Origin of the sequence: Membranihabitans marinus (assembly GCF_019802045.1) — a bacterium.
Taxonomy (GTDB): domain Bacteria; phylum Bacteroidota; class Bacteroidia; order Chitinophagales; family Saprospiraceae; genus Membranihabitans; species Membranihabitans marinus_A.
The window spans coordinates 139865-162650 of record NZ_JAHVHU010000011.1 but is presented as its reverse complement, the minus strand read 5'-3'; the positions used below and the strand labels follow the sequence as shown (position 1 = coordinate 162650).

General features: G+C 43.6%; 21 protein-coding genes. 10 read left to right on the top strand and 11 right to left on the bottom strand.

Annotated features, from left to right (window positions below):
* Window positions 1-91 precede the first annotated feature (91 nt).
* The 3 genes from KUV50_RS12955 to KUV50_RS12945 all read right to left on the bottom strand — a co-directional run bounded on the left by KUV50_RS12955 (window position 92) and on the right by KUV50_RS12945 (window position 1720).
* Window positions 92-568, bottom strand: a complete 477-nt coding sequence (locus tag KUV50_RS12955; RefSeq protein WP_222580586.1) for a c-type cytochrome — start codon at window positions 566-568, stop codon at window positions 92-94.
* The gene (locus tag KUV50_RS12950; RefSeq protein ID WP_222580585.1) at window positions 565-1224 is read right to left on the bottom strand and encodes an SCO family protein; all 660 of its coding nucleotides are present in this window, start codon (window positions 1222-1224) and stop codon (window positions 565-567) included. Before KUV50_RS12950 ends, KUV50_RS12955 begins: the two co-directional genes overlap by 4 nt.
* 64 nt (window positions 1225-1288) lie before the next feature.
* Window positions 1289-1720, bottom strand: a complete 432-nt coding sequence (locus KUV50_RS12945; protein WP_222580584.1) for a hypothetical protein — start codon at window positions 1718-1720, stop codon at window positions 1289-1291.
* 87 nt (window positions 1721-1807) lie between these two features.
* Between KUV50_RS12945 and KUV50_RS12940 the strand changes: the two genes are divergently transcribed.
* Window positions 1808-3106, top strand: a complete 1299-nt coding sequence (locus tag KUV50_RS12940; RefSeq protein ID WP_222580583.1) for a deoxyribodipyrimidine photo-lyase — start codon at window positions 1808-1810, stop codon at window positions 3104-3106.
* Window positions 3107-3123: 17 nt separating this feature from the next.
* Here KUV50_RS12940 and KUV50_RS12935 read toward each other — a convergent pair whose 3' ends face one another.
* Window positions 3124-3789: an ABC transporter ATP-binding protein gene (locus tag KUV50_RS12935; RefSeq protein WP_222580582.1), complete on the bottom strand. Its 666-nt coding sequence runs from the start codon at window positions 3787-3789 to the stop codon at window positions 3124-3126.
* Between the two features lie 77 nt (window positions 3790-3866).
* Here KUV50_RS12935 and KUV50_RS12930 point away from each other — a divergent pair, with 77 nt between their 5' ends.
* From KUV50_RS12930 to ribB, 3 genes are read left to right on the top strand one after another with little or no spacing between them, the layout of a single operon-like run.
* Window positions 3867-5102, top strand: coding sequence for a glycosyltransferase (locus KUV50_RS12930; RefSeq protein ID WP_222580581.1), 1236 nt, complete (start codon window positions 3867-3869; stop codon window positions 5100-5102).
* Window positions 5103-5157: 55 nt separating this feature from the next.
* Entirely contained in the window at window positions 5158-6381 is a 1224-nt protein-coding gene (locus KUV50_RS12925; RefSeq protein WP_222580580.1) for a glycosyltransferase, read from the top strand.
* On the top strand, window positions 6353-7465 hold the full coding sequence (gene ribB / locus KUV50_RS12920) for a 3,4-dihydroxy-2-butanone-4-phosphate synthase (RefSeq protein ID WP_410000056.1): 1113 nt from the start codon (window positions 6353-6355) through the stop codon (window positions 7463-7465). Before KUV50_RS12925 ends, ribB begins: the two co-directional genes overlap by 29 nt.
* Window positions 7466-7837: 372 nt before the next feature.
* Here the strand turns inward: ribB and KUV50_RS12915 are convergent, their stop codons facing one another.
* Entirely contained in the window at window positions 7838-8902 is a 1065-nt protein-coding gene (locus KUV50_RS12915; RefSeq protein WP_222580578.1) for a PorP/SprF family type IX secretion system membrane protein, read from the bottom strand.
* A gap of 167 nt (window positions 8903-9069) precedes the next feature.
* Window positions 9070-10440 (bottom strand): pyridoxal-phosphate dependent enzyme, encoded by a 1371-nt coding sequence (locus KUV50_RS12910; protein ID WP_222580577.1) that lies wholly within the window; start codon window positions 10438-10440, stop codon window positions 9070-9072.
* 487 nt (window positions 10441-10927) lie between these two features.
* Between KUV50_RS12910 and KUV50_RS12905 the strand changes: the two genes are divergently transcribed.
* Complete coding sequence (locus KUV50_RS12905) at window positions 10928-11269, top strand: hypothetical protein (protein ID WP_222580576.1); 342 nt, start codon at window positions 10928-10930, stop codon at window positions 11267-11269.
* 415 nt (window positions 11270-11684) lie between these two features.
* Here the strand turns inward: KUV50_RS12905 and KUV50_RS12900 are convergent, their stop codons facing one another.
* Window positions 11685-12707: a LysM peptidoglycan-binding domain-containing protein gene (locus KUV50_RS12900; protein WP_222580575.1), complete on the bottom strand. Its 1023-nt coding sequence runs from the start codon at window positions 12705-12707 to the stop codon at window positions 11685-11687.
* A 71-nt stretch (window positions 12708-12778) separates the two neighbouring features.
* On the opposite strand from KUV50_RS12900, the gene KUV50_RS12895 reads away from it, so the two are divergent.
* A complete protein-coding gene (locus KUV50_RS12895) occupies window positions 12779-14137 on the top strand; it encodes a hypothetical protein (protein WP_222580574.1) in 1359 nt (452 codons plus the stop codon).
* 617 nt (window positions 14138-14754) lie between these two features.
* Here KUV50_RS12895 and KUV50_RS12890 read toward each other — a convergent pair.
* From KUV50_RS12890 to KUV50_RS12880, 3 genes are read right to left on the bottom strand one after another with little or no spacing between them, the layout of a single operon-like run.
* Window positions 14755-15375 carry a rhomboid family intramembrane serine protease gene (locus KUV50_RS12890; RefSeq protein WP_222580573.1) on the bottom strand — a complete coding sequence of 207 codons (621 nt, stop codon included), beginning with the start codon at window positions 15373-15375 and terminating at the stop codon, window positions 14755-14757.
* 5 nt (window positions 15376-15380) lie between these two features.
* Window positions 15381-15845: a 23S rRNA (pseudouridine(1915)-N(3))-methyltransferase RlmH gene (locus tag KUV50_RS12885; protein ID WP_222580572.1), complete on the bottom strand. Its 465-nt coding sequence runs from the start codon at window positions 15843-15845 to the stop codon at window positions 15381-15383.
* Window positions 15845-17191, bottom strand: coding sequence for a hypothetical protein (locus KUV50_RS12880; RefSeq protein ID WP_222580571.1), 1347 nt, complete (start codon window positions 17189-17191; stop codon window positions 15845-15847). Before KUV50_RS12880 ends, KUV50_RS12885 begins: the two co-directional genes overlap by 1 nt.
* A 130-nt stretch (window positions 17192-17321) precedes the next feature.
* Between KUV50_RS12880 and KUV50_RS12875 the strand changes: the two genes are divergently transcribed.
* The 4 genes from KUV50_RS12875 (at window position 17322) to KUV50_RS12860 (ending at window position 20372) form a co-directional block, all read left to right on the top strand.
* Window positions 17322-17810 carry a SixA phosphatase family protein gene (locus KUV50_RS12875; protein WP_222580570.1) on the top strand — a complete coding sequence of 163 codons (489 nt, stop codon included), beginning with the start codon at window positions 17322-17324 and terminating at the stop codon, window positions 17808-17810.
* Window positions 17803-18144, top strand: coding sequence for a hypothetical protein (locus KUV50_RS12870; protein ID WP_222580569.1), 342 nt, complete (start codon window positions 17803-17805; stop codon window positions 18142-18144). Before KUV50_RS12875 ends, KUV50_RS12870 begins: the two co-directional genes overlap by 8 nt.
* A gap of 471 nt (window positions 18145-18615) precedes the next feature.
* Entirely contained in the window at window positions 18616-19311 is a 696-nt protein-coding gene (locus KUV50_RS12865; RefSeq protein ID WP_261395189.1) for a response regulator transcription factor, read from the top strand.
* The gene (locus KUV50_RS12860; RefSeq protein WP_222580568.1) at window positions 19308-20372 is read left to right on the top strand and encodes a sensor histidine kinase; all 1065 of its coding nucleotides are present in this window, start codon (window positions 19308-19310) and stop codon (window positions 20370-20372) included. The genes KUV50_RS12865 and KUV50_RS12860 overlap by 4 nt, the downstream gene beginning before the upstream one ends.
* Before the next feature lie 741 nt (window positions 20373-21113).
* Here KUV50_RS12860 and KUV50_RS12855 read toward each other — a convergent pair.
* Window positions 21114-21875, bottom strand: a complete 762-nt coding sequence (locus KUV50_RS12855) for an endonuclease/exonuclease/phosphatase family protein (protein ID WP_222580567.1) — start codon at window positions 21873-21875, stop codon at window positions 21114-21116.
* Window positions 21876-22786: the final 911 nt, after the last annotated feature.

The window sequence follows — 22786 nt, the reverse complement described above, 5'->3', positions numbered from 1 at the left end:
GTGATTGATTCTACCATAATAAAGGGCTAAAATAAATAACTTACTACAAATACCCGATTAATCACGGACAATTAATATTTGAAACTTCTTATCAGGGTTCGCACTTTTCGAGATTGCGCATGACAGATTCGATCGTATGCTGCGTTTGCTTCCCGAACTCCCAGGAGAGATAATTGACAATATTCAATACTTCCACGGAGGTCAGGTGTTTATTCTCAGGCATAAGAGGGTCTGCTGATTTGTGACTGTTCTGATCCAGAAAAGTACTTCCATAAACTATGACGCAGGCCAAATTTAGGTTTTTTTCATGCAGATAGGGTGATTCCCGGATCCCTGGATACAAATTCTCAAATCCTTGACCGTCCGAGCCATGGCATCGGCTGCAGTTTGCTTCATAAAGCGCCTTTCCCTGCGTAAATGGACCGGTACATCCATCAAATAAGAAGAAGATAAAAAATAGGGCGAAGATTGACCCAAAAGTAATTTTAATCCGGTTCAACCCGGGCGGTAATTCGTACGTCGATTTCCAGCCCGCTCTTACAATGGAGGAACCTCGGTTTGGTTTCATTGATGCGTGAGTTGGTTTTGTCTCTTCTTTTCTTCGTTCAACAACTGGGCGATATCCTTCATGAATTCATCGACCGATTCGGGATCGGTCCCATCGCAGAATGACCGGATATGACCCTGTGAATCGACGAGGATCAGTTTGCCAGAATGATCATAACCGCCGGGAGCATCTTCGTCCTCGTAAGCCACATTAAAATAGTCATTGGCCAGTGCATATATTTCTGATTTGTCACCGGTGACAAACCGCCATTTGTCATGGTTTATATTAAGTCGGTCTGCGTAAGCTTTCAGCACAGGTACACTATCGTGGCGTGTGTCAATCGAATGACTGAGAAACATCAACTTGTTTTCATGTTCAAATTGTTCATAAATCCGTTTCATTTGTCTGGTCATAATGGGACAAATGGATGGACAGGATGTAAAGAAGAAATCAGCCACATAAACTTTATTCTTAAATGTCGAATTCGTGACCTTGTTGCTATCCTGATCAACCAGGCTAAATTCCGGGATGGTATGAAACAAAGTATCTCCGTTTTTCTGAATTTCAGGAATCCCGAGAATGGGCAACGGGGCCTCTTGGTTGGATTGGCATCCTAGGATTTGGAAAAACAGCATACAAAAAATAAAAATCGATCCTTTCTCTGAAAGTAATTTCATGATATTTCGCCTTTTGTGATTCAATTTGGATTTAATCGCACGTGGTACTTATCCTGAGAACGGCTTATTGGGCAGGTTTATTCTCCAACTGATCTTCGGCCATTCCGATCCCGCCGAGCATCAGACCTTCCATGTGTTCCACTTGAGAAAATTGACTTTTAATATAATTTAGTTTTTGGTCCTCGGCCACTGTGTCCGGTTTGAATCCATTCATCCAATCAAACATGGCATCTTCAGCTTTGTTGAGTTCACCGAGTAATCTGTTGATTTTGCGAAATGTATTGGGGTCTGAATTAATGACGTCTTTACGTTCTTTTTTGAGTTGGCCCCGTAAATCTTCGATTTTACTCATCAAAGGCATGGTTCGATCGTGGATAACCATGATGCTGTCATAATAGAGATCGTACTGAATTTCAGCTTCTGATTTTTTTTCACCCTGACAGGCAAACACAGCCCAAATAGCCATGGAGAAAAATAAAAGTGTCTTCTGTGTCATCTTTCCTTGATTTTGATTGTAAATATAAAGGTCATAAAATGGATTTGTTGATTATTATATGTAATTTAGATCTATTATAAATAGAGTATGAAAAAAGAGTTAGCGATTTTATGGTTTCGCCATGATTTGCGATTGCATGATAATGAGGCATTAAAGGAAATATCAGCTGCTGCACAGACCATTTTACCGGTCTATGTAATAGACTCCAGGTTGGTAAATGGCGAATTGCCGGGCGGGATACCCCGGATGTATCGAACCCGGATTCAGTTTTTGCTGGAATCAATTCGTGATCTGCGACGCTATCTGAGGGAAATTGGGTCTGATCTTGTAGTGCGGGTTGGTAAGCCGGAAGATGTGATTTATAATCTCTCGGAAAAATACGGAGCTGCCGGTGTATACTGCAATCGGGAGCGGATGCCCCATGAATCATCGGTGCAGGATGCACTGGAAGAACGGTTGTGGAGCCTGGGCCAAGAGATGCATTATTACCGGGGCAAAATGTTAATACATACAGCGGACTTGCCCTTTCCCGTTCGACGAACCCCCGATAAATATGCCTCATTTCTCAAAGAAACAGAGCATTTCATCACGGTCAGGGATCCACTTCCTAGCCAGGATCAAATTCTTCCCTTTCCTGATCTGGATCTGGATCCGGGACCCATTCCCAAGCTATCTGCCTTTGGCTACGATGATGCTTATACCAATCTGGATTTTACTGGCGGACAAGTCGCCGGTGAATCCCAATTGATGAAAAGTCTTTATGAAATCACTAACCAGGGCGACGAACAGTTGCGGATATCACCGTGGCTTTCCAATGGAAATTTATCACCCAAATTTGTGTATCATCAAGTGGAGGCGCACGAAGGTCTGAGCAACTTATTCAAACAGACTTTCAAACGGAAATTAATTCTTCGGGATTATTATCGACTGACGGGTAAAAAAGAACCGAAAACGTTGTTCGCAAAGGGCGGTTTTCAACATAAACCAGGAAAAGCCGGAAATTGGGATATCGGGTTGTTTCATCAGTGGGTTGCTGGAAAAACGGGACACGACTACGTAGATGCATGCATGAAATGCTTATCAGAGACCGGTTATTTGAACCACCGCCAGCGGAAGGCTGTATCTTATTTCCTGATCGATGAAATGGAAGTGCACTGGTTGTTGGGAGCCAGTTATTTCCAAACGGTGCTTCTCGATTATGACCCGTGTTCCAATTATGGCAACTGGCAGCGTACCGCCGGACTCAGTTTGGACTTGAAAGGGCGGCACCCATTGAACTTTGAGCTGATTAGTGAACAAATGGACCCCGAAGAACAATTTAGATCTCAGTGGGCAGCATATGAAGTACCAATGGATAAATTGTTACTTCAGAAATCCGATATCTGATTTTTTGGAATGATCAATTAGTTTTCAATTCGTATAATTCGCCCATCTTCCATAAATGCGATCCGGTCACACGATCGGGCGAAGGCCTCGTCATGGGTCACAACAACGATGGTTTGGTTCAGCTTTTCCTGCAGATCCTGAAAAAGCGACAGCAGGTGCCGACTGTTTTCTGTATCCAGATTCCCCGTGGGTTCATCGGCCAGCAGATACACCGGATCATTCATAAGCGCTCTTGCAATGGCCACCCGTTGTTGTTCCCCACCAGAAAGTTCTCTGGGGTAATGGTGGATCCGATCTCCCAACCCCATGAAATCCAGTAGGCTGTGACTTTTTTCCTTGATGTCCGACTTTTTCATATGCCCGCCAATCAACGCTGGTATGTTCACGTTTTCCAATGCTGTAAATTCGTCCAGTAAATGATGAAATTGGAAGACAAAGCCCAGGTTTTGATTTCGAAACCGGGCTAATTCTTTTTCTGATTGGAGCCAAATATCCTGGCCTTCATACAATATGGTTCCCTGATCCGGACGATCCAATGTGCCGATAATCTGTAAGAGGGTACTTTTTCCGGCCCCGGATTTGCCTTGGATTGCAATGATTTCTCCCAGCCGTACGTCTAGGTCTACACCTTTAAGAACTTCCAGGTCGTCGAAACTTTTGTGTATATCTTTGACTTGTAACATTTAACAGTTATTATTTCAAATATCGGAATAATAATGCAATTTTTCCCGTTTCCTAATATATTTTACCTTTGAATTATATGAAAATACTTCAGCTCTGTAAAAAATTTCCATGGCCGATGAAGGATGGGGAGTCTGTGGCGGTTAACGCCATCAGTAAGGGACTGGCTGACCTTGGAGTAACTATGGATTTATTGGCCATGAACACTCAAAAACACTTTACGGCGGTTGATTCGGATGTTCTTGAATCGATGCCCCAATATCGGATTGTCAAATGGGTGCCGATAGATACTGGTCTTAGTGTTTTTCAGGCTTTGGGAAGTTTGTTGGAAGGGAGCTCTTATCACCTCAAGCGTTTTATTGCACCTGAGTTTGAAGCTGCATTGTGTGATATGTTAACGCAGCAAAGCGAAGACTATGATTTTATTATTTTAGAGAGTTTATATATGGTTCCTTATATCAGAACCATACAACAACATTCTCAAGCTAAAATTATTTTTCGTTCCCACAACCTTGAGTTTGAAATTTGGGATCGTTTATCGAAAAACAACCGCAATCCGATACTGAAATGGTATCTTGGAAAATTAGCTCGAAAATTGAAGGATTATGAATTTACGCGGATTCATGATATTGATTACCTGATACCGATCAGTCCGGTGGATAAATCCAAATATCAAGAACTGGGGTATCGGGGGCAACTCTATACCCTGCCACTCGGTATAGATCTGAGCCGGTACCCGATTCGGCAGTCTTCGCAGAATGGATGGATAGAGATTGGTTTTATTGGATCACTGGATTGGCGGCCCAATGTGGAAGGACTGCAATGGTTTTTATCCAAAGTCTGGCCGAAAATAGAAGTACGGCATCCGAATTTATTTCGGCTGCATATTGCGGGTCGAAATTTGCCGGACAAAATCAGGAATCAAGCATCACAGAGCATCATCGTTCATGGTGAGGTAGCGGATGCCATTGAATTTATTCAGCGTTATGACTACTTTGTCGTTCCGTTGTTCTCAGGAAGCGGGATGCGCGTTAAAATTCTTGAAGCGATGGCGATGGGTAAGATCGTGTTGAGTACTCAAATTGGAATCGAAGGTATTCCGGCAACCCCGGAAAAGGAATTTATCAAAGTAAACGACCAACAAGAATTTCTCAATGCTTTTGACCGGATGGCTAATCAGGATTTTAATATTCGAATTCTGGGGCGCAACGCGCGGTCTTTTGTGGAGGATAATTATGGATTGAATGAAGTGTCCCATGGGTTTTATGAATACCTGCATGATATCCTTCAAAAGTCGTATCACAAAGTGGATTAGAAGAAACAATTCAGGTTTATTTTCCGTGATACAGGAAAAGTAATACTTTTGCGGCGTGGAACGATTAAAACCTCGGTTGGCAGTTTTGGCATCCCGCTTTCCGTACCCCGTGGAAAAAGGGGATAAACTCAGACTGTATCATCAGTTGAAGGAACTGGCTTCAGCCTACGATATTTATCTTTTTGCCTTAACGGATGAATCTGTGGAAGATCATTATTTGAGCGAAGTTGATCAATATTGTACAAAGGTTTTTGTCTACAAAGATCGTAGCTTCACACGAAAAATGCGTGTTATCGGAAACTATATGCGTCGTTGGCCAGCTCAGGTCCGCTACTTCTATTCATCGGACATTCACACTGCTTTCCTAAAGGATTTTTTTTCCATAAATGCAGATATTATTTATTGCCAACTGTATCGCATGGTTCCTTATCTGAAGGGGATTTCAGCGCCAAAGGTTCTGGATGTAATGGATAGTTTCGGAGCCATAGCCACGCTGCATGCCGATCATTCCCGAAAATGGCTGGATCGATTGTTTTGGAGACGGGAACACCAACTGATCAAAGCATACGAACAACAATTACTCAACCAATTTGATCATTTTACAGTCATTTCGGAACGGGATGCTGAATCATTGGATTTTCAGAAGATGGGACCGGTCAGTATTGTCCGGAATGGCATTGATGTGGATTTTTTTCAAGGATATCCCAACACGGATGGGGAGCCCCGGTATGATATCGGCTTTGTTGGCAATCTGGACTATAAACCGAATCGGGAAGGCGTGCGCTATTTGGTTAAAGAAATACTGCCTGTTTTTCGACGCAACGACCATCGGATTACCATTCTGATCGGAGGGAAAGGCGCTGATCATATAAAAAGGATATATGGCGACGTCCCTGAAATTACTTATCATGATTGGTACGATGATATTCGGGAAGCGTATTACTCCGCACGGATCTTTGTGGTGCCATTGTTTTTAGGAAGCGGCATGCAGAATAAAGTGTTGGAAGCACTGGCGTGTAATCGTCCTGTAATCTGTTCTTCGCATGTCATCGATGGGATGCCAATGCTCCGGGATTATGTATCCGTAGCGAATCAACCTGAAGTGTTTTTTGAGAAATACATGGAACTTGTCCAAGAAGAATGGGGACAAATCAAACAATCCGGTACGCTATCTGTTTTGAAAAATGAATTGACCTGGAAGGCCCAGGGGACTATTTTAAATAAAATTTTAGATGATACAAGAAGAAATTATGAATGGGATTTCGCTCGATACGATTGAATCGGCACTGGAAGATATTCGACAGGGTAAAGTAGTGATTGTGGTCGATGATGAGGATCGGGAAAACGAAGGGGATTTTATCTGTGCCGCAGAGAAGGTTACCCCGGAGATTATCAACTTCATGGCGACGCATGGACGCGGGCTGATCTGTGCGCCGATTACAGAACAACGTGCCCGTGAGCTTGATTTGTACCCCATGGTTGGAACCAATACCTCCATGCATGAAACTGCTTTTACCGTATCGATCGATTTGATTGGCCGGGGCTGTACCACAGGGATTTCAGCTTACGATCGGGCGACGGGGATCAAACGAATGGTTGAAGCCGATGCGCGTTCTGAAGAATTCGCCAAGCCCGGGCATATCTTTCCATTGATTGCTAAAAATGGAGGCGTGTTGCGTCGTACCGGACATACGGAAGCCGCTATTGATTTGGCACGTCTGGCTGGATTTAGTCCGGCCGGTGTCTTGATCGAAATATTAAATGAGGATGGTACCATGGCCCGGCTGCCTCAATTGGCCGAAATTGCCAGAAAACACGATCTGAAATTGATCTCTATAAAAGATCTCGTTGCCTATCGCCTTCGCGAGGAAAAGCTGGTGAAGCACAAATATACAGAACAACTGGATACTCCCTACGGCTTGTTGGACTTCATCGTGTTTGAACAAATCACGACCGGTGATGAACACCTGGTGATTCGAAAAGGCCAATGGACAGAAGAAGAAATCGTTCCGGTCCGCGTTCAATCCTACATGGCTTGGAACGATGGAATTTTTGATCATGTGTTCAATAAGGAAACACTTGAAATAGAAAAGGCATTGCAGCAAATTCAAAACCTGAACAAAGGCATGCTTCTCGTGATGCACCACAAGGAGAAAACCAAGGACCCCATATCTATCATCAAAGAATATAAGTCCGGTGAATCCTCGACAGAAGAATTACACAGCCAACGCGATTATGGGATCGGTGCCCAGATTTTATTGGAGATGAACGTCCGTAAGCTCAACCTCATTACCAGTCATCCACGCAAGCGTGTGGCTTTGGATGGCTATGGCTTGGAGATCGTGGAGTTTTTACCGTTGTAGTTGAGCTGGGCCGCTCCGGTTTGGGGGCGTTGTGCTTTGGGACGCTGCGCCTTGGGACGCGACGCCTCCCTGCTTTGTGACGGGAGGTAAACTTTTGGGGCGAATCTTCGACTAATGCCAATGACGTACACTACCAGTTGTTAAATTTGCAGTATCCCCATATCGGCTCCAAATTCCATATGAGGCAAGCTGGTTTTAACAGCCGGCTGTGCCCAGCTCAAACGATCATTCCTTGTTCCATCCATTGAACCGCCCCATTTGATAAAATTCAAATTGAGATGATTCATATATAAGTATAAATGCTGTGTACTGGAACGGTCCGCTGTTGGGAAAGCAATCAAAAGTCTTAATTTTACAATCTGGAATCTAAAATCAAAACACCGGGCAGCCTGTTGCAGTATTGTCGGTCAAAAACCCAAAATAGGAGAGGGATAATTCAAAATTCCCGGGGTTGGATTTGAAATTGTACCGGTTCATGAGCCCTACATCATAACTCAATCCAACATTGAAAGCATTGAACTCGTAGCCCACAAGCACGCTGGTCGTATGCAGCTTGAAGTTTGCATCGAAAGTTTTTCCGGCTTGTAGAAATAGTCCAAGGTGAATAGCATTCTCATTTTGCCCGCCCGCAAGCCGGATTCGTGCAGTACTTCCAGCCATCGCCAGTTGATTGGGACCTTGTACTTTAGCGATCAGCCGCGGAGTGAGAGCCAGATCTCGGTTGATGGACGCCTGGTAATAAAAATGTCCGATGTATTTTCGGTAGAGTTGGTTCTTCGTTTCATCCAGCGTGTTTTCATCATTGTTGCCGAATGAAATATCGGGCGAATTTATATGAAACATGCTGAGTCCGGCAGAAACCAAATCTTCATCCCTAGCATATTGATAATGGATCCCCATGCCGACATCCAGTGAATTGATCGTATTTACAGGAAGATCCTCTGATGTGGATAGATTGAAACCCGTGCCGTCAAATTGATCCATGAATGTAACATTTTCATAACCGACAGAGTTTTGAAGAAAGCCCAATTGAGCGCCTGCAGACAAGACATGTTCGCCGTGAAAATCGAGCGCTTTGTGGTAGGCAGCATTAATATTGAAACTGTTTTTACTATAGTCAATTACGCCTTGATTCTCAGCTACAAAGCCCAATCCAATTCCAAAAGCATCTTTACTGGTGATCTTAAATGGAACTTTTGAGCGCAGATCGATGTACCCCCCAGCCATGGTGAATGGTTTGTCGACGGCTTTTACCCATTGGTTCCGATAGAGCATACTGGCTTTAAACTGACCATTGTGCAAGCCGGTCAAGGCCGGACTTAAGGTGGAGCTGTGAGCGAACACCTGAGTATAGCTAAAATCCTGGGCTCTTCCTCCGTACCAAAGGGTGACCAAGAGTAAAAATACAGCGACCGGTTTTATTACATTTTTTTCCATCAGGAATGGCTAAAGGTATTCTTTATATTTGACTTAATCCCTGCCTCTGTTTTGGCGGACAGGAATACATCATTTGTATCGGTTGCAGTAACATGCCTTTCATTTCATCATAACTGATCTGTGATCATAAAATAGAAAAACCATCTACTTACCTGGTTATCTAACGATCATTGCGCATTTAAATTTTTCAATAAATCATAGGATGTTATAATTTGGTACTTTCCACTTCGATCACGGGATAGCACCGCCGTATTGGTTTTGGAGAGCAGTTGCGCCACTTCATTGCCGGGGTAATCATACTCCACAACCGGAAAAGGCTTTTGCATAATTGACTTTACAGCATCGTCCAATTTATCTTCCTGACCCATGACATGATTTAAAATGTCAGTTTCATTGATCGAACCAATGGGATCTTCATCCTGGAATATGGGCAGTTGCGAAATGCCATTTGTGGTGATCTTATCTAGGACGGAGCGTAAATTGTCATCCGGTGCTGCCGTGATCAATTCCTCGCCTGCCTTGGCTTCCACGATGTGCCGGATGGTTCTGCCGCGGCTCAGAAAACCGCGCTCCATCATCCAATTGTCATTGTATATTTTGTTAATATAGCGACTGCCGTGATCGTGCAGGATCATCACGACCACATCATCTTTCGTGAGTTGGTCCTGAAGCTGAAGCACAGCCTGTAGGGCCGAACCGGATGAATAACCCACAAGCAAGCCTTCTTCACGAGCCATCCTTCTGGTCATGACCGCAGCATCTTTATCCGTAACTTTCTCAAAAAGATCAATTAGGTCAAAATCGACATTGGCCGGAATGAGATCTTCACCAATCCCTTCCAGTACGTACGGATAGATTTCTTTTTCATCAAAAACCCCCGTTTCTTTATATTTTTTGAATACAGAACCATAGGCGTCAACCCCCCACACCTTTATATCCGGATTTTGCTCTTTAAGGTATTTCGCAGAACCGGAAATGGTGCCACCGGTACCGGTGGGTACGACAAAATGTGTAATTTTGCCTTCGGTTTGATCCCATATTTCCGGACCGGTCGAATCGTAATGTGCTTCCCGGTTACTCAGGTTGTCGTATTGATTGCACCAGTAGCTGTTTGGGATTTCCTTGTTTAGCTTTTCAGCCACTGAATAATACGATCTCGGATCATCGGGGGCTACTTCGGTTGGACACACAACCACCTCAGCGCCAAGTGCACGCAGCACATCCAGTTTTTCTTTCGATTGTTTATCGTTTGTGGTAAAAATACAGTGGTAGCCTTTGATAATGGCGGCTAGGGCCAGTCCCATACCCGTGTTTCCGGAAGTGCACTCTATAATGGTGCCACCCGGTTTTAGGTCTCCTCTTTTCTCGGCATCTTCCACCATACGCAGGCCGATCCGGTCTTTGATGGAATGTCCCGGGTTGAAATATTCGACCTTGGCGTAGATTGTAGCCGGACAGTCGGAAAGGATATTGTTGATGCGGACCAAAGGTGTATCACCAATGGTCTGAAGAATATCGTCATAAACTTTATTAGCCATCTGTGTAGTTCGTTGATTTAAGCGCGCAAAGGTAGGAAAAAATTAAGTAAATAGTTGAAGGGGCGCCTCCTACATCTAAACTTCGCTTTTAGGAGTTAAGTTAGGAGGGAGAAACATTCATTCCGAGTCAATAGCGCCAATAGTCTGTGGGGAGTCCGCTCCTATTTTGTATTTTAACCAATATTCAGTATGTTTAATCTGAAATTTAGTCAATACTGAAAATTAATGTATGGATTATTGTGGTTGTGGTCTACAAATGATTGTAGTCGTTTAATAGGGGAGACTTTTGTCGGAAATACATTAAGATGAAAATCGGAATGAAAAGGCGAATAGAGAAAGCAGAGATATTCTTCTGGGGTATGGTTTGGGGGATTACTGTCACAGGATCAGATCGTTCGGGTGGGTTAATGATTGCTTTGGCTGCGCTCTGTGTTATAGTGTGGGTTTTCTATATATATTATCCACCACCTTATAAAAAGTAAAGGGAATGATCATCATCTCGGACAAAAAGAAAATACCCGATAATCCCTGGGTCCGGTACCGTGTCAAGGATCAACGGTGGCGACTTATTTTTAGAATGGGTCAGGTGCTGTTATTGGCGGGCGGTGTTTTATCCATCTTCAGTAGATTCCTGTGGGACGAAAACGAATACATATCCGATATGGGAATGCTTTTAATTATGCTTGGTTTAGTGCCTTTGATTGCGGGAAGCCGATCGGAGAACGAAGATGAATACGGTAAAATACTAAGAAAGGGGATGATGGTATTTTGTATCCTGGGCGTGATCGCCCTGCCGGTGATGTATATCATTTCAATGGTTTGGCAGTGAGAATGCTTCTTGGGAGATATTTTACGGAGTAAATTTATACGTTAATTGAGGCATAATCAATTCTTATGGCGTGGACGAAAGCGGAGAAGATCAGTTTAATTGTCAGTGGAGCTTATTTGCTCATGGTGGTTGCAAGCGATGCAGTGCCCAGTGTGTAAAAAATCGCTTTGGTTGTATTAGTAGTTATTATCGCATTAATGGGCTTGATGATCCGGTGGATCACTAAGGCGTTTGATGAGGAATAAACACCGCAAAGACCCTAATTTCGCCAAGCATTTCAAACTTCAGATTCGTCGAGAATACGGCAAAGCACATTTTCTTTTGATATTCCAACTAATTTTAATCAGGAGTATGAGCCAGACTTCCGGGTTGATCACGCTGAGGTCATACCGTCAATCTGTGCCAAAATAAGCCATCATAAATCCAATTCCGGATAAGTAATCTTCGTATAGAACTTCTGATCTATTGCTCCCAATGCTCGGGCCACTTCTGTGGTCACTACGAGACTGATTTCGGGCGCATAGATGTTATCGGGTATTTTTCCGACGACTTTGGCCAAAACGGTTTGATTCGTCACCGGATTAGTGATTCGGATCATCGTGTTGGTCGGAAGGGTTTTATGCAACAAATAAAATCCTTTTTTGGAGCTTTTGTTTTTGTTCCAGTATGCCGTAGCTCCTAGTGAAATGAGCTTTCGGTGATCGGGATTGAACGCGGGGGAGGCATCCATTTCCTCTTCATAGATGCGTTCATTGTTTCGCTCGTTCCGGGTCCCGATCCCTTCCAATACGGCATTGACTTCTGCCGCTTTATCATCCTTCATGGTCAGCAACACAGGCTCCGGTTCGGGATGGAAGTCCGACTCAATATCCGGGCTGGCATCGGAAGCTTCTTCTGTGATCTCAGCTTCCTGAGGGGTGACCTGGACAATGGCTTCTACTTGTCGGGGACTGAGATACGAGTGCCATTCATCGGTGTAAGGCAACCAGCCAATGGTCAATACCTGATTGTCCGAAAGGATCGTGGTACTCATGTGGTTCAGCATTTTAAGTTGTTCCACGGACGTATCAAAATAAATCCGGGCTATTCGAAACAAGTTGTCTTTCCGCTGTGCGGTGTAGTAGATGGGTATTCTGCTGGTTGTATTACAATCCATGGGGTTGTAGCAAATTTTCTTCTTATCAATGGGGACAACAATATCCTGACCGATTTTCAGATCATCTACTGTGTTGCCCGGAAGTTGTGCAATCAGGCTACCAAGATCTACATCGTAGGACTTGGAAATCCCATATACCGTTTGACCCTGTTCCAGTGTGTGATGGATAATGGGTTGGTTCTGATTGTTTATGGATACCTCCAGACCCGGCTTTTGAGCCAACGCCGGAATGATTAAAAACGGAGTAAGTAGTAAAAACAGGAATAGTCGTATCTTTGTCATAACTGATGTGTTTCCTCAAATATAATACATTATGATTAAATATCATTTATTAATGACTGAAAAATATAGATTTGTCTTTTAGGGCAGCCATCAAGGATAATTTTCACCGGCGATGGAAGGACTCGGTATTTGCGTTGCAATTCTTCAATGTAATGCGGTTTGCAGCTTTTTTTATCGTGTCCATTCTTCTGGTCCGAATACCTCTTTCGGTCGATCAGATCGCTTCTTATGAATACGTCCTATTTCTGAGTTCTATTGTGACCGGTTGGTGGATTCATGGATTTATTCAAGGATTTATGGCAGACGGCGGACAGACGAAATCCGTAGACAAGGGTGTGTTGTTTCGAAGTTACAGTCGGTTGTTTTTCGTGTTTGGCACCGGAATGTTCGCCGTTGTTAGCGGAGGCATTGAAGTCCTGGCCTTTTACGGTGTATTGAGCAAACCCCCTACGGGCTTCTACTTTTACTTATTATTTCATTTTTTGTTGCAAGGACTTATTCTCCTGATTTATTATGCCCACCAAAAAGGTTGGAAGAAGTTTATTTATCTGTTTTCGATTTATTTTTTCTTAATCTATGTTGGGTCATTCTTTGTCTTGTTGAAGGAGGGCGTGCTATTGGATGTTGTATACCGGTATTTGTTGGTTTTCGCGCTACCGGTTGTGGCGGTGTGGTTTTATTTTTATAAAAAATCGGAGCAGGGGAGTCCCAGGCAACCATTTCTTCCTCACGTTCCTCATTTGACGATACTGATGCTGATCCAGGGTATTGGGTTTTTGAGTGTGTGGTCCGATGGATTTTGGGTGCAATACTTTTATGGAACCGGGGAAGTGTTTGCATTTTTCAGGTATGGAGGCAGAGAACTTCCGTTTTTTGTGATTTTGACCACTACCTTCAGCACGGCTATGATTCATGCCAGTTCCACAGGACAGGGATTGGATCGAATCAAAAAGGGAAGCCAACGGTTTATACGACTGTTTTTACCATTGAGCCTGATTCTGATGCTTTCGAGCCATTTTTTATTTTCATGGGTATACAGCGATGCATTTATACCGGCTTCGTTTGTATTTGATTTATATGTCCTGCTGATCCTGGTACGGGTATTATTTCCCCGGCCCATTCTTATGGCGCATCGGTTATTCCGCCCCTTGCTTTGGGTATCTGTGGGGGAACTCGTGATTAATGTGGTAGTGAGTGTGGCTCTGTATTGGTCCTTGGGTGTTTTAGGCTTGATCTTGGGAACCCTGGCAGCTCATAGTTTTGAGTTGGGAGCCAGTTTGTACCTGGTACGTACGAGATTGCGTATAACCATGCAGAGGTACGTTCCCGTGCGATTGTATCTGACTTTTGCAATCACAGTGGTATTGGCTTTTGTGATAAAATATGGGCTGTTCTCTGGAGACTGGGTGGAGATGCTGATTTCTCCCTGAAAAGGGGACGTGCAACCAAATCCGACTTGGGTGAAGTCCATCGTTTGATGCGGTGATTTAGTGGTTGTCGAAAGCTATTGGTTGTGATTGTCGTGAAAAGTGGTTGTCTTTTGGGTAGCGTGTATGGAGATGATAGAGTATTGAGTTGTAAATTCAATATCCGGGGTTAAAAAAAATTGTCGTGTCTATCGTGTTCATCAAAGGCATCCTGTTCAGACCTTGATGGCGCGACCTGTCTAGGTTACTTTCCATAAATTTTCTCAACTTCTGAATGAGGTTTTAATACCATTTGAATTCATAATTGCCGCCTATATTCTGACCTATTCTTCGATGCTCTTCGTCAAAAATACTCGGAGTAACTACAGTAAAACCTCCGTTTTTTTCCTCGACAATCTTTGAATGTCTACTGAATCTTATACGGAATTGTCCAACACAATGTGACAAATCTGAATGACAAGACTCGGGTTGGTGATAAAATACCTGCGATTGTAAGCTCTCAGGCAATACAATATCCACATTGAGCCCTTAAGAATCAATAGCGAATCAGCGATGAATCCCGACCTTTCATTGGGGTCGAGTAAAATAAGGCAGTACTTCGAATTCTGGCTATTTTGTTGTTATCCTAATACAGACAAAAGTTCATTTATAAAATGGGATACCACCGGAGGATAGACGATAATCGTAAAAACTAAACCGGTGACGGCACCAAAGAAGTGTGCATTGTGATCGATTCGGCCTCCTTCTTTCTTGGACGCGTAGTTGGAATACCACAAATACAATACGGCAGCAATAATTCCGGGAATAGGAATGATGCCATACAAATACAGATACTCCAATGGATAAAAGAGGACGTAGGCAAACATGATCCCCGAAATGGATCCGGAGGCACCGACCGAGCGAAAATTGGGGTTGTCACTGTATTTCCGGTAGGTAAATACATCAGCCAGGACACCAGATAACACAAACAGTAAAATGAAATTGATCTTTCCCAGGACCGGACCAAACAAATGGCCAAACTGATATTCTATCGCCTCTCCAAAAGTGTAGAACACAAAAAGGTTGACCAGCAAGTGAAGCCAGCTTCCGTGCAGAAAGATCGATGTGAATAAGCGGTAATAGGACTTATCGCGCGCCTCCTGATAGGGGAAGTGCATGAGGTTATGAAACAGGGCTGGTGAATTGAAACCCCAGAGCGAGATGCCAAAAATAATCGCACAAAGTATCAGTGTTATACTCATAATATTCAGTGGTGGTAGGGTGAATGATTTAATATGGAAAAAGCCCGGTAGAGCTGCTCGACGGTCATTAACCGCGCCAGATCATGCGGAAAAGTCATGCCGGAAAGACTGATCTTATGCTGTGATCGATCATAGACCGATTGATCAAATCCGTGTGCTCCGCCAATGAGAAATACGATTCGATTCACCGGCTTCATGACTGCTTTTTGAAGAAATTGGGCAAACTTGGTCGAGGTGAAGGATTGACCGCCTTCATCCATCAATATCAAATGATCACCCGGCGTTAACCGGGAAAGTATCTTGTCAGCTTCCGCTTTTTTGAGAAAATCCGCATCTGTGGACTTGGCCCGGATGGATATTTCTTCTATGCGGACGTTTTGATATTTGCGCAGCCGCTTCAGGTACTGTTCTATATTGGATGCCAGAGCCTTATTTTTTAATTTTCCGACCGCCCAGATTTCTATTTTCATTAAACGAGCTCTTTCATCAGTTTTTGGAAATGCTTCCGGTGGCCAAAATTATGACGAATTTTCCGGATCAGGTAATCATGTAGATCATAATGACCGAGCCGATTGATCTCGGCCAGGACATTGTTCAGATAGTTGATGGCCGGACGTCCAAAATGTGATGTAAGATAAATCTCGATCAGATGGGTTATCTTGTTTTGAATCTCTGCTTTATATTCCGGATAGACCGCCCCAAGAAAGGGTAGTATTTCAAAGATGTTTTCTTCGTAGAGTAACTGGTCTTTGAGTAAGTCCGGCCGCTCCAGAAATTTGTACGCTGAGTACAAATGAAATTGCTCGATCTCTGGTTTGGTCGTGATATACTCTTCCAGGTAACGGACCAGGGTGGATTCATCCCAAATTGGTTGTTGAACCAGATCTTCTAATATCGCGAAATCTCCCGATTGAAAAAATTCCTGAAGTGCGATATCGATCATTCCGTTCTTTTGGGCATCGCGTTTTTTAAGAATGTGGTAGATCTCATTTTTGATCTGGCGGTTGGATTGAAGCTGGTATTGTTCTTTGAGACAGGACAAGAGGTTATTTTTTAAGGCAGTTTTTGGAAGGTACCGATTAAAGGTTTGGTAAATTACCTGGTCGTCTGCGTGGTTTTGGATTAATTCGATCAAGTCGTCCTCCTTTTCCTGATCAATCAAAATTTGAGTTTGCTGTGAAAGCCAGAGTCCGCGGTATTCCGGATTTTCTTTAATTTTTAGGTTTAGAGTATCGATCAAAAACGAACCGGTTGCTGTTTTGATTTCTTTCTCCCAGTCCAGAAGAAGCAAATATGGATTGACCTGTTCGTCAAATGGAATGGCTTTTCCCTCCTGGATGATTTTTCTCAGGAAGGATCGCATGGTTGATTTAAGCGATGGAGCAGGACTTTCCTGATAAATATGGTCCAGCAGTTGATAGCTTTTCTTTTGAAGTTTTTTAAAACCGAATTTCTCCGGAATTATATCTGTGTACGCGTCCAGTAGTAGAATCACGTGTGAGATAATGACGTATGCCTGCCGGAAATTCTCTCTGGAATGACAATCCCGGGTTTGCTCCATGAGATTCTGAAGATGTTTTTTGACGGGATTGGCTTTCCGGTGGGACAGACTGGCCAGCCGGCCGGGGAGCATTTTATGAATGCGATCTGTGATCAGGTGAAATTCTGTCTCATCAAGTTCAAATGTCGATGCAAAATGGATAAGGAAATCGTTGGTCAGTGATTTGTTTTTGGCAAAACAATTCTTTAAAAAGTGGACCAGGTCCTCTTTTTTGCTTGCCTCGAGTAATGACTGGACGTCCAGTCTTTTTTTCATATCAGATTTTCATTAAAAAACTCACTAATTTGTGGTAAAACATTCTGTTTTGAACCATAATCCAGAAATAGTGTCTTATTTTTGAGACTTCCGGACAAGATCTTCAAAGATAGGAATAAATAGAGGAACGATGAAAAGGATATTTATAATACGGCATGCGAAGTCAAGTCACGGCGCAGAATACCGATCGGACTTTGAACGCCCCCTCAACGCACGTGGGCGTTCGGATGCCCGTAAAATGGCCGGTGAATTAGTGAAAAAGGTGGGGCGCCTTGATCGGATCCTGGTGTCTTCGGCAGAAAGAACGCGGCAAACCGCCGCCTTCTTTATCGATGCGTTCGAGTTGGATGCCGATCAGATTGATTTTACGAAGGATTTGTATTTGCCGGAAGAAAGAGACATCTGGAAAGCAATACAAAAGTTGGACGATGACAGTGAAAATACAGCGGTCATTACCCACAACCCGGCGGCTGAAGATCTCTTGCAACGATTTCGTCCCGGAACAGCACTGCCTACCTGTAGTATCGTAACATTGCATTATGATGGAATCGCGTGGAAGGACTTGCATCCTGACGAAGTTCAGTTTGTCTCGCACATTTATCCCGGGCTGTATGATTAACGTGAAACATGTCTGGTGGGTTTTACCCGTTTTGCTCACGACGATCTTCTCCTGTCAGTCGACGATTACCGACCGCTACACCGAAGATGAATTGGTGCAGATCATGCTCGATGCGCATACGCTGGGATTAATTTACAATCGACAAGAGGAACGAACGGATTCCCTGAAACTGGAATATTACGATGTCTTGGAGGATCGGTATGGGCTGACTCGGAAAGAATTTCAGGAATTGGTCAACGGTCTAATTCTTAATTCCAAATTGTACGATAAGGTGTACGACCGCATGATGAAAAAAGCAGAAAGAGCGGAACATCTGGAGATGCAGGGGCTTTAGTTAATTGTTAATTGTTAATTGTTAATTGTTGATGGCCTGGTATGGTATATTTTGTTGTTTGGTTCCCAAACTCCAAATTGGTGCAGCGCCCTGGGAAAACGGAGCTCCAGCTCCGTTCACACATGATACCATATAAACTTACATTTTATCAATTAAAGTCAGAGCAGGAGCTCTTACTTCCAGGGACACGTAAAACAGGTACTGAAGATCTGTCAAATTTATGTTCCCTCTCAACCCCCATTCACTCTATCAACCTAATCCTCTCCAACCTTCTAAACGCCCTTCAATCCGCCCAACTCTTTACAAGCTCGAATTAAAAATTCAAAACTAAAAACTAAAAATTCAGTCTCCTCTTAACCCTCTAAACTACATCGACTCCATAAACCTTATCAACCCGCTCAACCATTTATCCTCATCAATTAATATTCGCTTAACAATGAAACCCTTATTTTTGCCAGACAAAAGTGAGCTATGAGTATATACACCCCCCGGATATTAATCGTGGATGATGAAGAAGATATTTTGGAATTCATTTCCTACAACCTGCGAAAAAACGATTACGAAGTTTTCACCGCCTCCAATGGAAAGGATGCGCTCAAACTGGCCCATCGGGAAAGGCCGGACCTGATTATTCTGGACATCATGATGCCGGAGATGGACGGAATCGAAGTCTGCAAAAGGTTGCGCAACGAGGAACAATTCCAGGAAACTATCATTGCATTTCTCACTGCCCGCCATGAAGATTTTGTTCACACCAATGCGCTGGATGTCGGCGGCGATGATTTTATTACGAAGCCCATCAAACCCAGCGTGCTGCTGAGTCGTATCCGGGCGCTGCTTCGTCGCTCTACCCACCTGAAGGCACAACGAGAGAAGCCGGTGGTTCTGAAAGCGGATGATCTTACATTGGATGAAGGGCAATTTATGGTCACTCAAGATGGACGGCAGATTGAACTCCCCCGGAAAGAATTTCAGATACTGGCGCTGCTGATGTCCCAACCCGGTCATGTGTTTTCGCGGAAAAAGATTTTTCGAGAAGTGTGGGGGAGTGATGTCATTGTGGGGAATCGCACGATTGATGTTCACATTCGAAAACTGCGGGAAAAGATCGGAGATAGCTACATAAAGACGGTGAAAGGAGTAGGTTATAAACTCGATCCGAAATGAAATTCAAAAACACCACCCCGCGCCAGCTGGCTCTCTTGACCGCATTGGTGATTTCCGTGATGGAGGTCGTCATTTTGATGATTTTGCGACTGGTGTTTGATTTGGAACAAAGTGGTGTGATTTTGTTGTTGTTGTTTGTGCTTACCTTTGTAGTCTCCTATATCATTGTACTCTGGGTAATCCGTCGGTTTATATTCCGAAAGATTAAATTGATATATAAAAATATACGTGATTTCAGGGTGGGGAAAATCAATAAAGCCACGGATCGGGAAGTCGATGTAGATTCCAATGTATTCGGAGATGTGGAGGAGGAAGTTAAAGAGTGGACCGAACTGAAACAACGGGAAATCGATGAATTGCGGACTTTGGAGAATTATCGGCGTGAGTTTATAGGAAACGTATCCCATGAGCTCAAGACGCCCGTATTCAATATCCAGGGATATATCCATACCCTGATTGATGGCGGGGTCCACGATCCTGCCATCAATGAGAAGTATCTCCACCGCGCCGCCCAGAACATCGACCGGCTGATCACCATCGTAAAGGACCTGGAAGTCATCACCCGACTGGAATCCGGGGAGTTGATCCTTGAAAAACAAACCTTTGATATCCACGGATTGGTGGAAGAGGTTTTTGAAGATTTGGAGTTGATGGCTGCCGAAAAAGAGATCACCCTGAAATTTAAGGATGGTGCGGCCAACCGTTTTATGGTGTATGCCGACAAGGATGCGATACGGACCGTGATGATGAACCTGATCAGTAACTCACTGAAATACGGCCGGGAGGGCCGGAAAACCAGCATTGGATTTTACGATATGGACCATCATGTACTGATTGAAGTGTCCGATAAAGGGATCGGTATCGAACAAAAGCACCTGCGTCATCTTTTTGACCGCTTCTACCGGGTGGATAAAAGCCGGTCGCGGAATGAGGGCGGATCCGGATTGGGTCTCGCTATCGTAAAGCACATCCTCGAAGCACACAATGAACCGATCAATGTGCGGTCTACGCCAGGGGTGGGGACGACGTTTGGGTTTACGTTGCCGAAAGAGGGGCAATAATGGTTAATTGTGGATGGTGAATGGTTGAAGAGGCGTTCGATTTTCGAACCAAAGTAACGTCGTTTTTTACTTCATTGAATAAACATGAACAGCAATCAACAGAAGATTTTCGATTAACGTATGCCAGCTTGGGCAAAACAGAGGAAATTGGAGATTGTCTCTTTGTAGCGTATGATTTGGGTCATACCCCGAGAAAGCACACCGAGCAGACCCAATGGCCGCAATAAAATGGATGGAGTTTATGGAGTGGCACAGAGGGATACCGAGACTGCCCAGATCTGATCTCTTATTCCGTGTGTCCAAAACCATAGAAATGAACCATATTCATCGATGTACGGGTTGGACCGACCAACTTTTTTACTCATTAACCCGCTTTATTCACCACGTCAAACTATTAGGATGCATAAATTCCAGTGCAACAATTGCTTCGTTTCCAAAATTGGGCATATTACATAGCCCAAAATTGGGCGACGTTTGACTTCTGATTCATACATTACCCTCGGGATAGAGCCCTCCCTCAGTCAAGGCGAGGACGGGTCGGTGCTCTCATCCTGCACACCCAAAATGAGGACATTTTGGTTCCTTCACCGAATGTGAATTGACCACATTCGATCTCGCCCTTGGCGAGATTTCGGTAAAAACCACTGTTACAGCGGTTCAGGAGTTGTATAAGTCAACTTTTTGCCAAAATTTAGTAGAAGTTCAATGGTTAAGGGACCTGCGGTTGGAGGTTTGTGAGGTTCATTGCCATTCCAACGTCGCAGTCACCGGAAGATGGTCCGAATACGGGACGTGATTCACCACCTCATTCACAATTTTAAGATCCGAACCTTTTTTCAAAAGTATAAAATCGATTCGTCGATCGGGCTCTTCGGCCGGGAAGGACGGGGGTAATTCACGATCCGTTTTAAATTGATCAAAATACCGGGCCAGTTTCTGCATTTCCGGTGAATCGGGGTATGCGTTGAAATCACCCATCAACACCAGGTTCTTGATGCCATTTAAAGAGTCCAAAAGAAGGTCAATCTGATGCATACGGGATTCCGAAGACCGATAATCCAAATGCACCACAGCCACTGTAAGTTTTTTACGATCCGAACTTTTTATGTCCGCCACCAAAACAGAAACTTCCTTTTCATCTTCCAGCGGGAATACCGGAAGACGCAGATTGTACAGACGCGTCACCCTCTGAGTGGTCAACAACCCCTGCCCATAAGCGCCACCCTGATAAGGGAAATGGCGGGTAAAGTAAGCATCCATTCCGGCCAAAGCTCCCAACCGGACTGGTTGATCAATCGCCCCGGATCGGTGGCAGACGCTATCTACTTCTTGCAGCCCAACGATATCGACCACTGACTCCTGGATGAAGTGCCCCATGGAATCCAACGTGGATTGGTTATTGACATCGGCCCCATGATGAATGTTATAGGTCATTATTTTGAATTGCTGAGCAGTGGCCAGGTCTGAACACAGTAGTAAAACCAGTCCAAATAATAATTTCAAATCCATATTTTTAATTTAGCCCGGTGAAAAATCGGTAATTCTGATTATGTAAATTTCGCGCTCCTGTGGAACCAAATGATAGAATTTTTCAATTGAGTTATGAGCAATTTAGTCAAGTGATGTGAATGCACCATTGTTGCATGAAATGGTCAAATATACAAAAGATAAGTACGTGGATTCCTATTGCATTTGAGAATGTTTATGTTTTGAACCCCATAGGTATTCAACCTGGCCATCTTATTATTCCTCTCAAAACCAGAGATCGTCTCTGATTCGATATCCTTAAACAACCAAAATGTCGTTTACATTGAACCCCATTCGGGGTTTTGAGCAGTATTGGTCTTTGTTTCTTATGTAATTTCAATCTTTACTGTCTCCTATTGAACAGAATTAGAATCAACTAACGCCGGAGGTGTTGAAGACGAATAACCCCGAATAAGCCGGAAGGCGTATTTTGGGGAAAGTTAGGAATGAATTACTGTTAAATCTAGCGATTGGTATGGTTATATGTTTTCATGCCGTCTACCTCCGATAGGACTGAATTTCCGTCAATTAATAAGGATTGATCTACCTTTTGTAATATGATTTATGGCAGAATAATTTTGCTTAATCTTAAATCACAGACAAATTTTGAATCTAAGTATGTGGTCAATACAATTTTATACGCCATAATAAACCTTACACTTTTAGACGAGCTGATTTTCTAAAAGTCAGCTCGTCTCGAGCGACTAAAGTCGCCGTTACAGGGGTGTAGTGGTTGTTTTTATGGTACAAAGGCAGTATGTCTTTGTGGGAAGTGAAGTGTTTGCAAGCAAAATAAACTAATCGCTCAAATTCTTTGAATTTATTCGCCGTCTTTCGGCGGTTATGACACGGTCATCCCCATGGGGAAACCGCTGCTACGGGGGTTC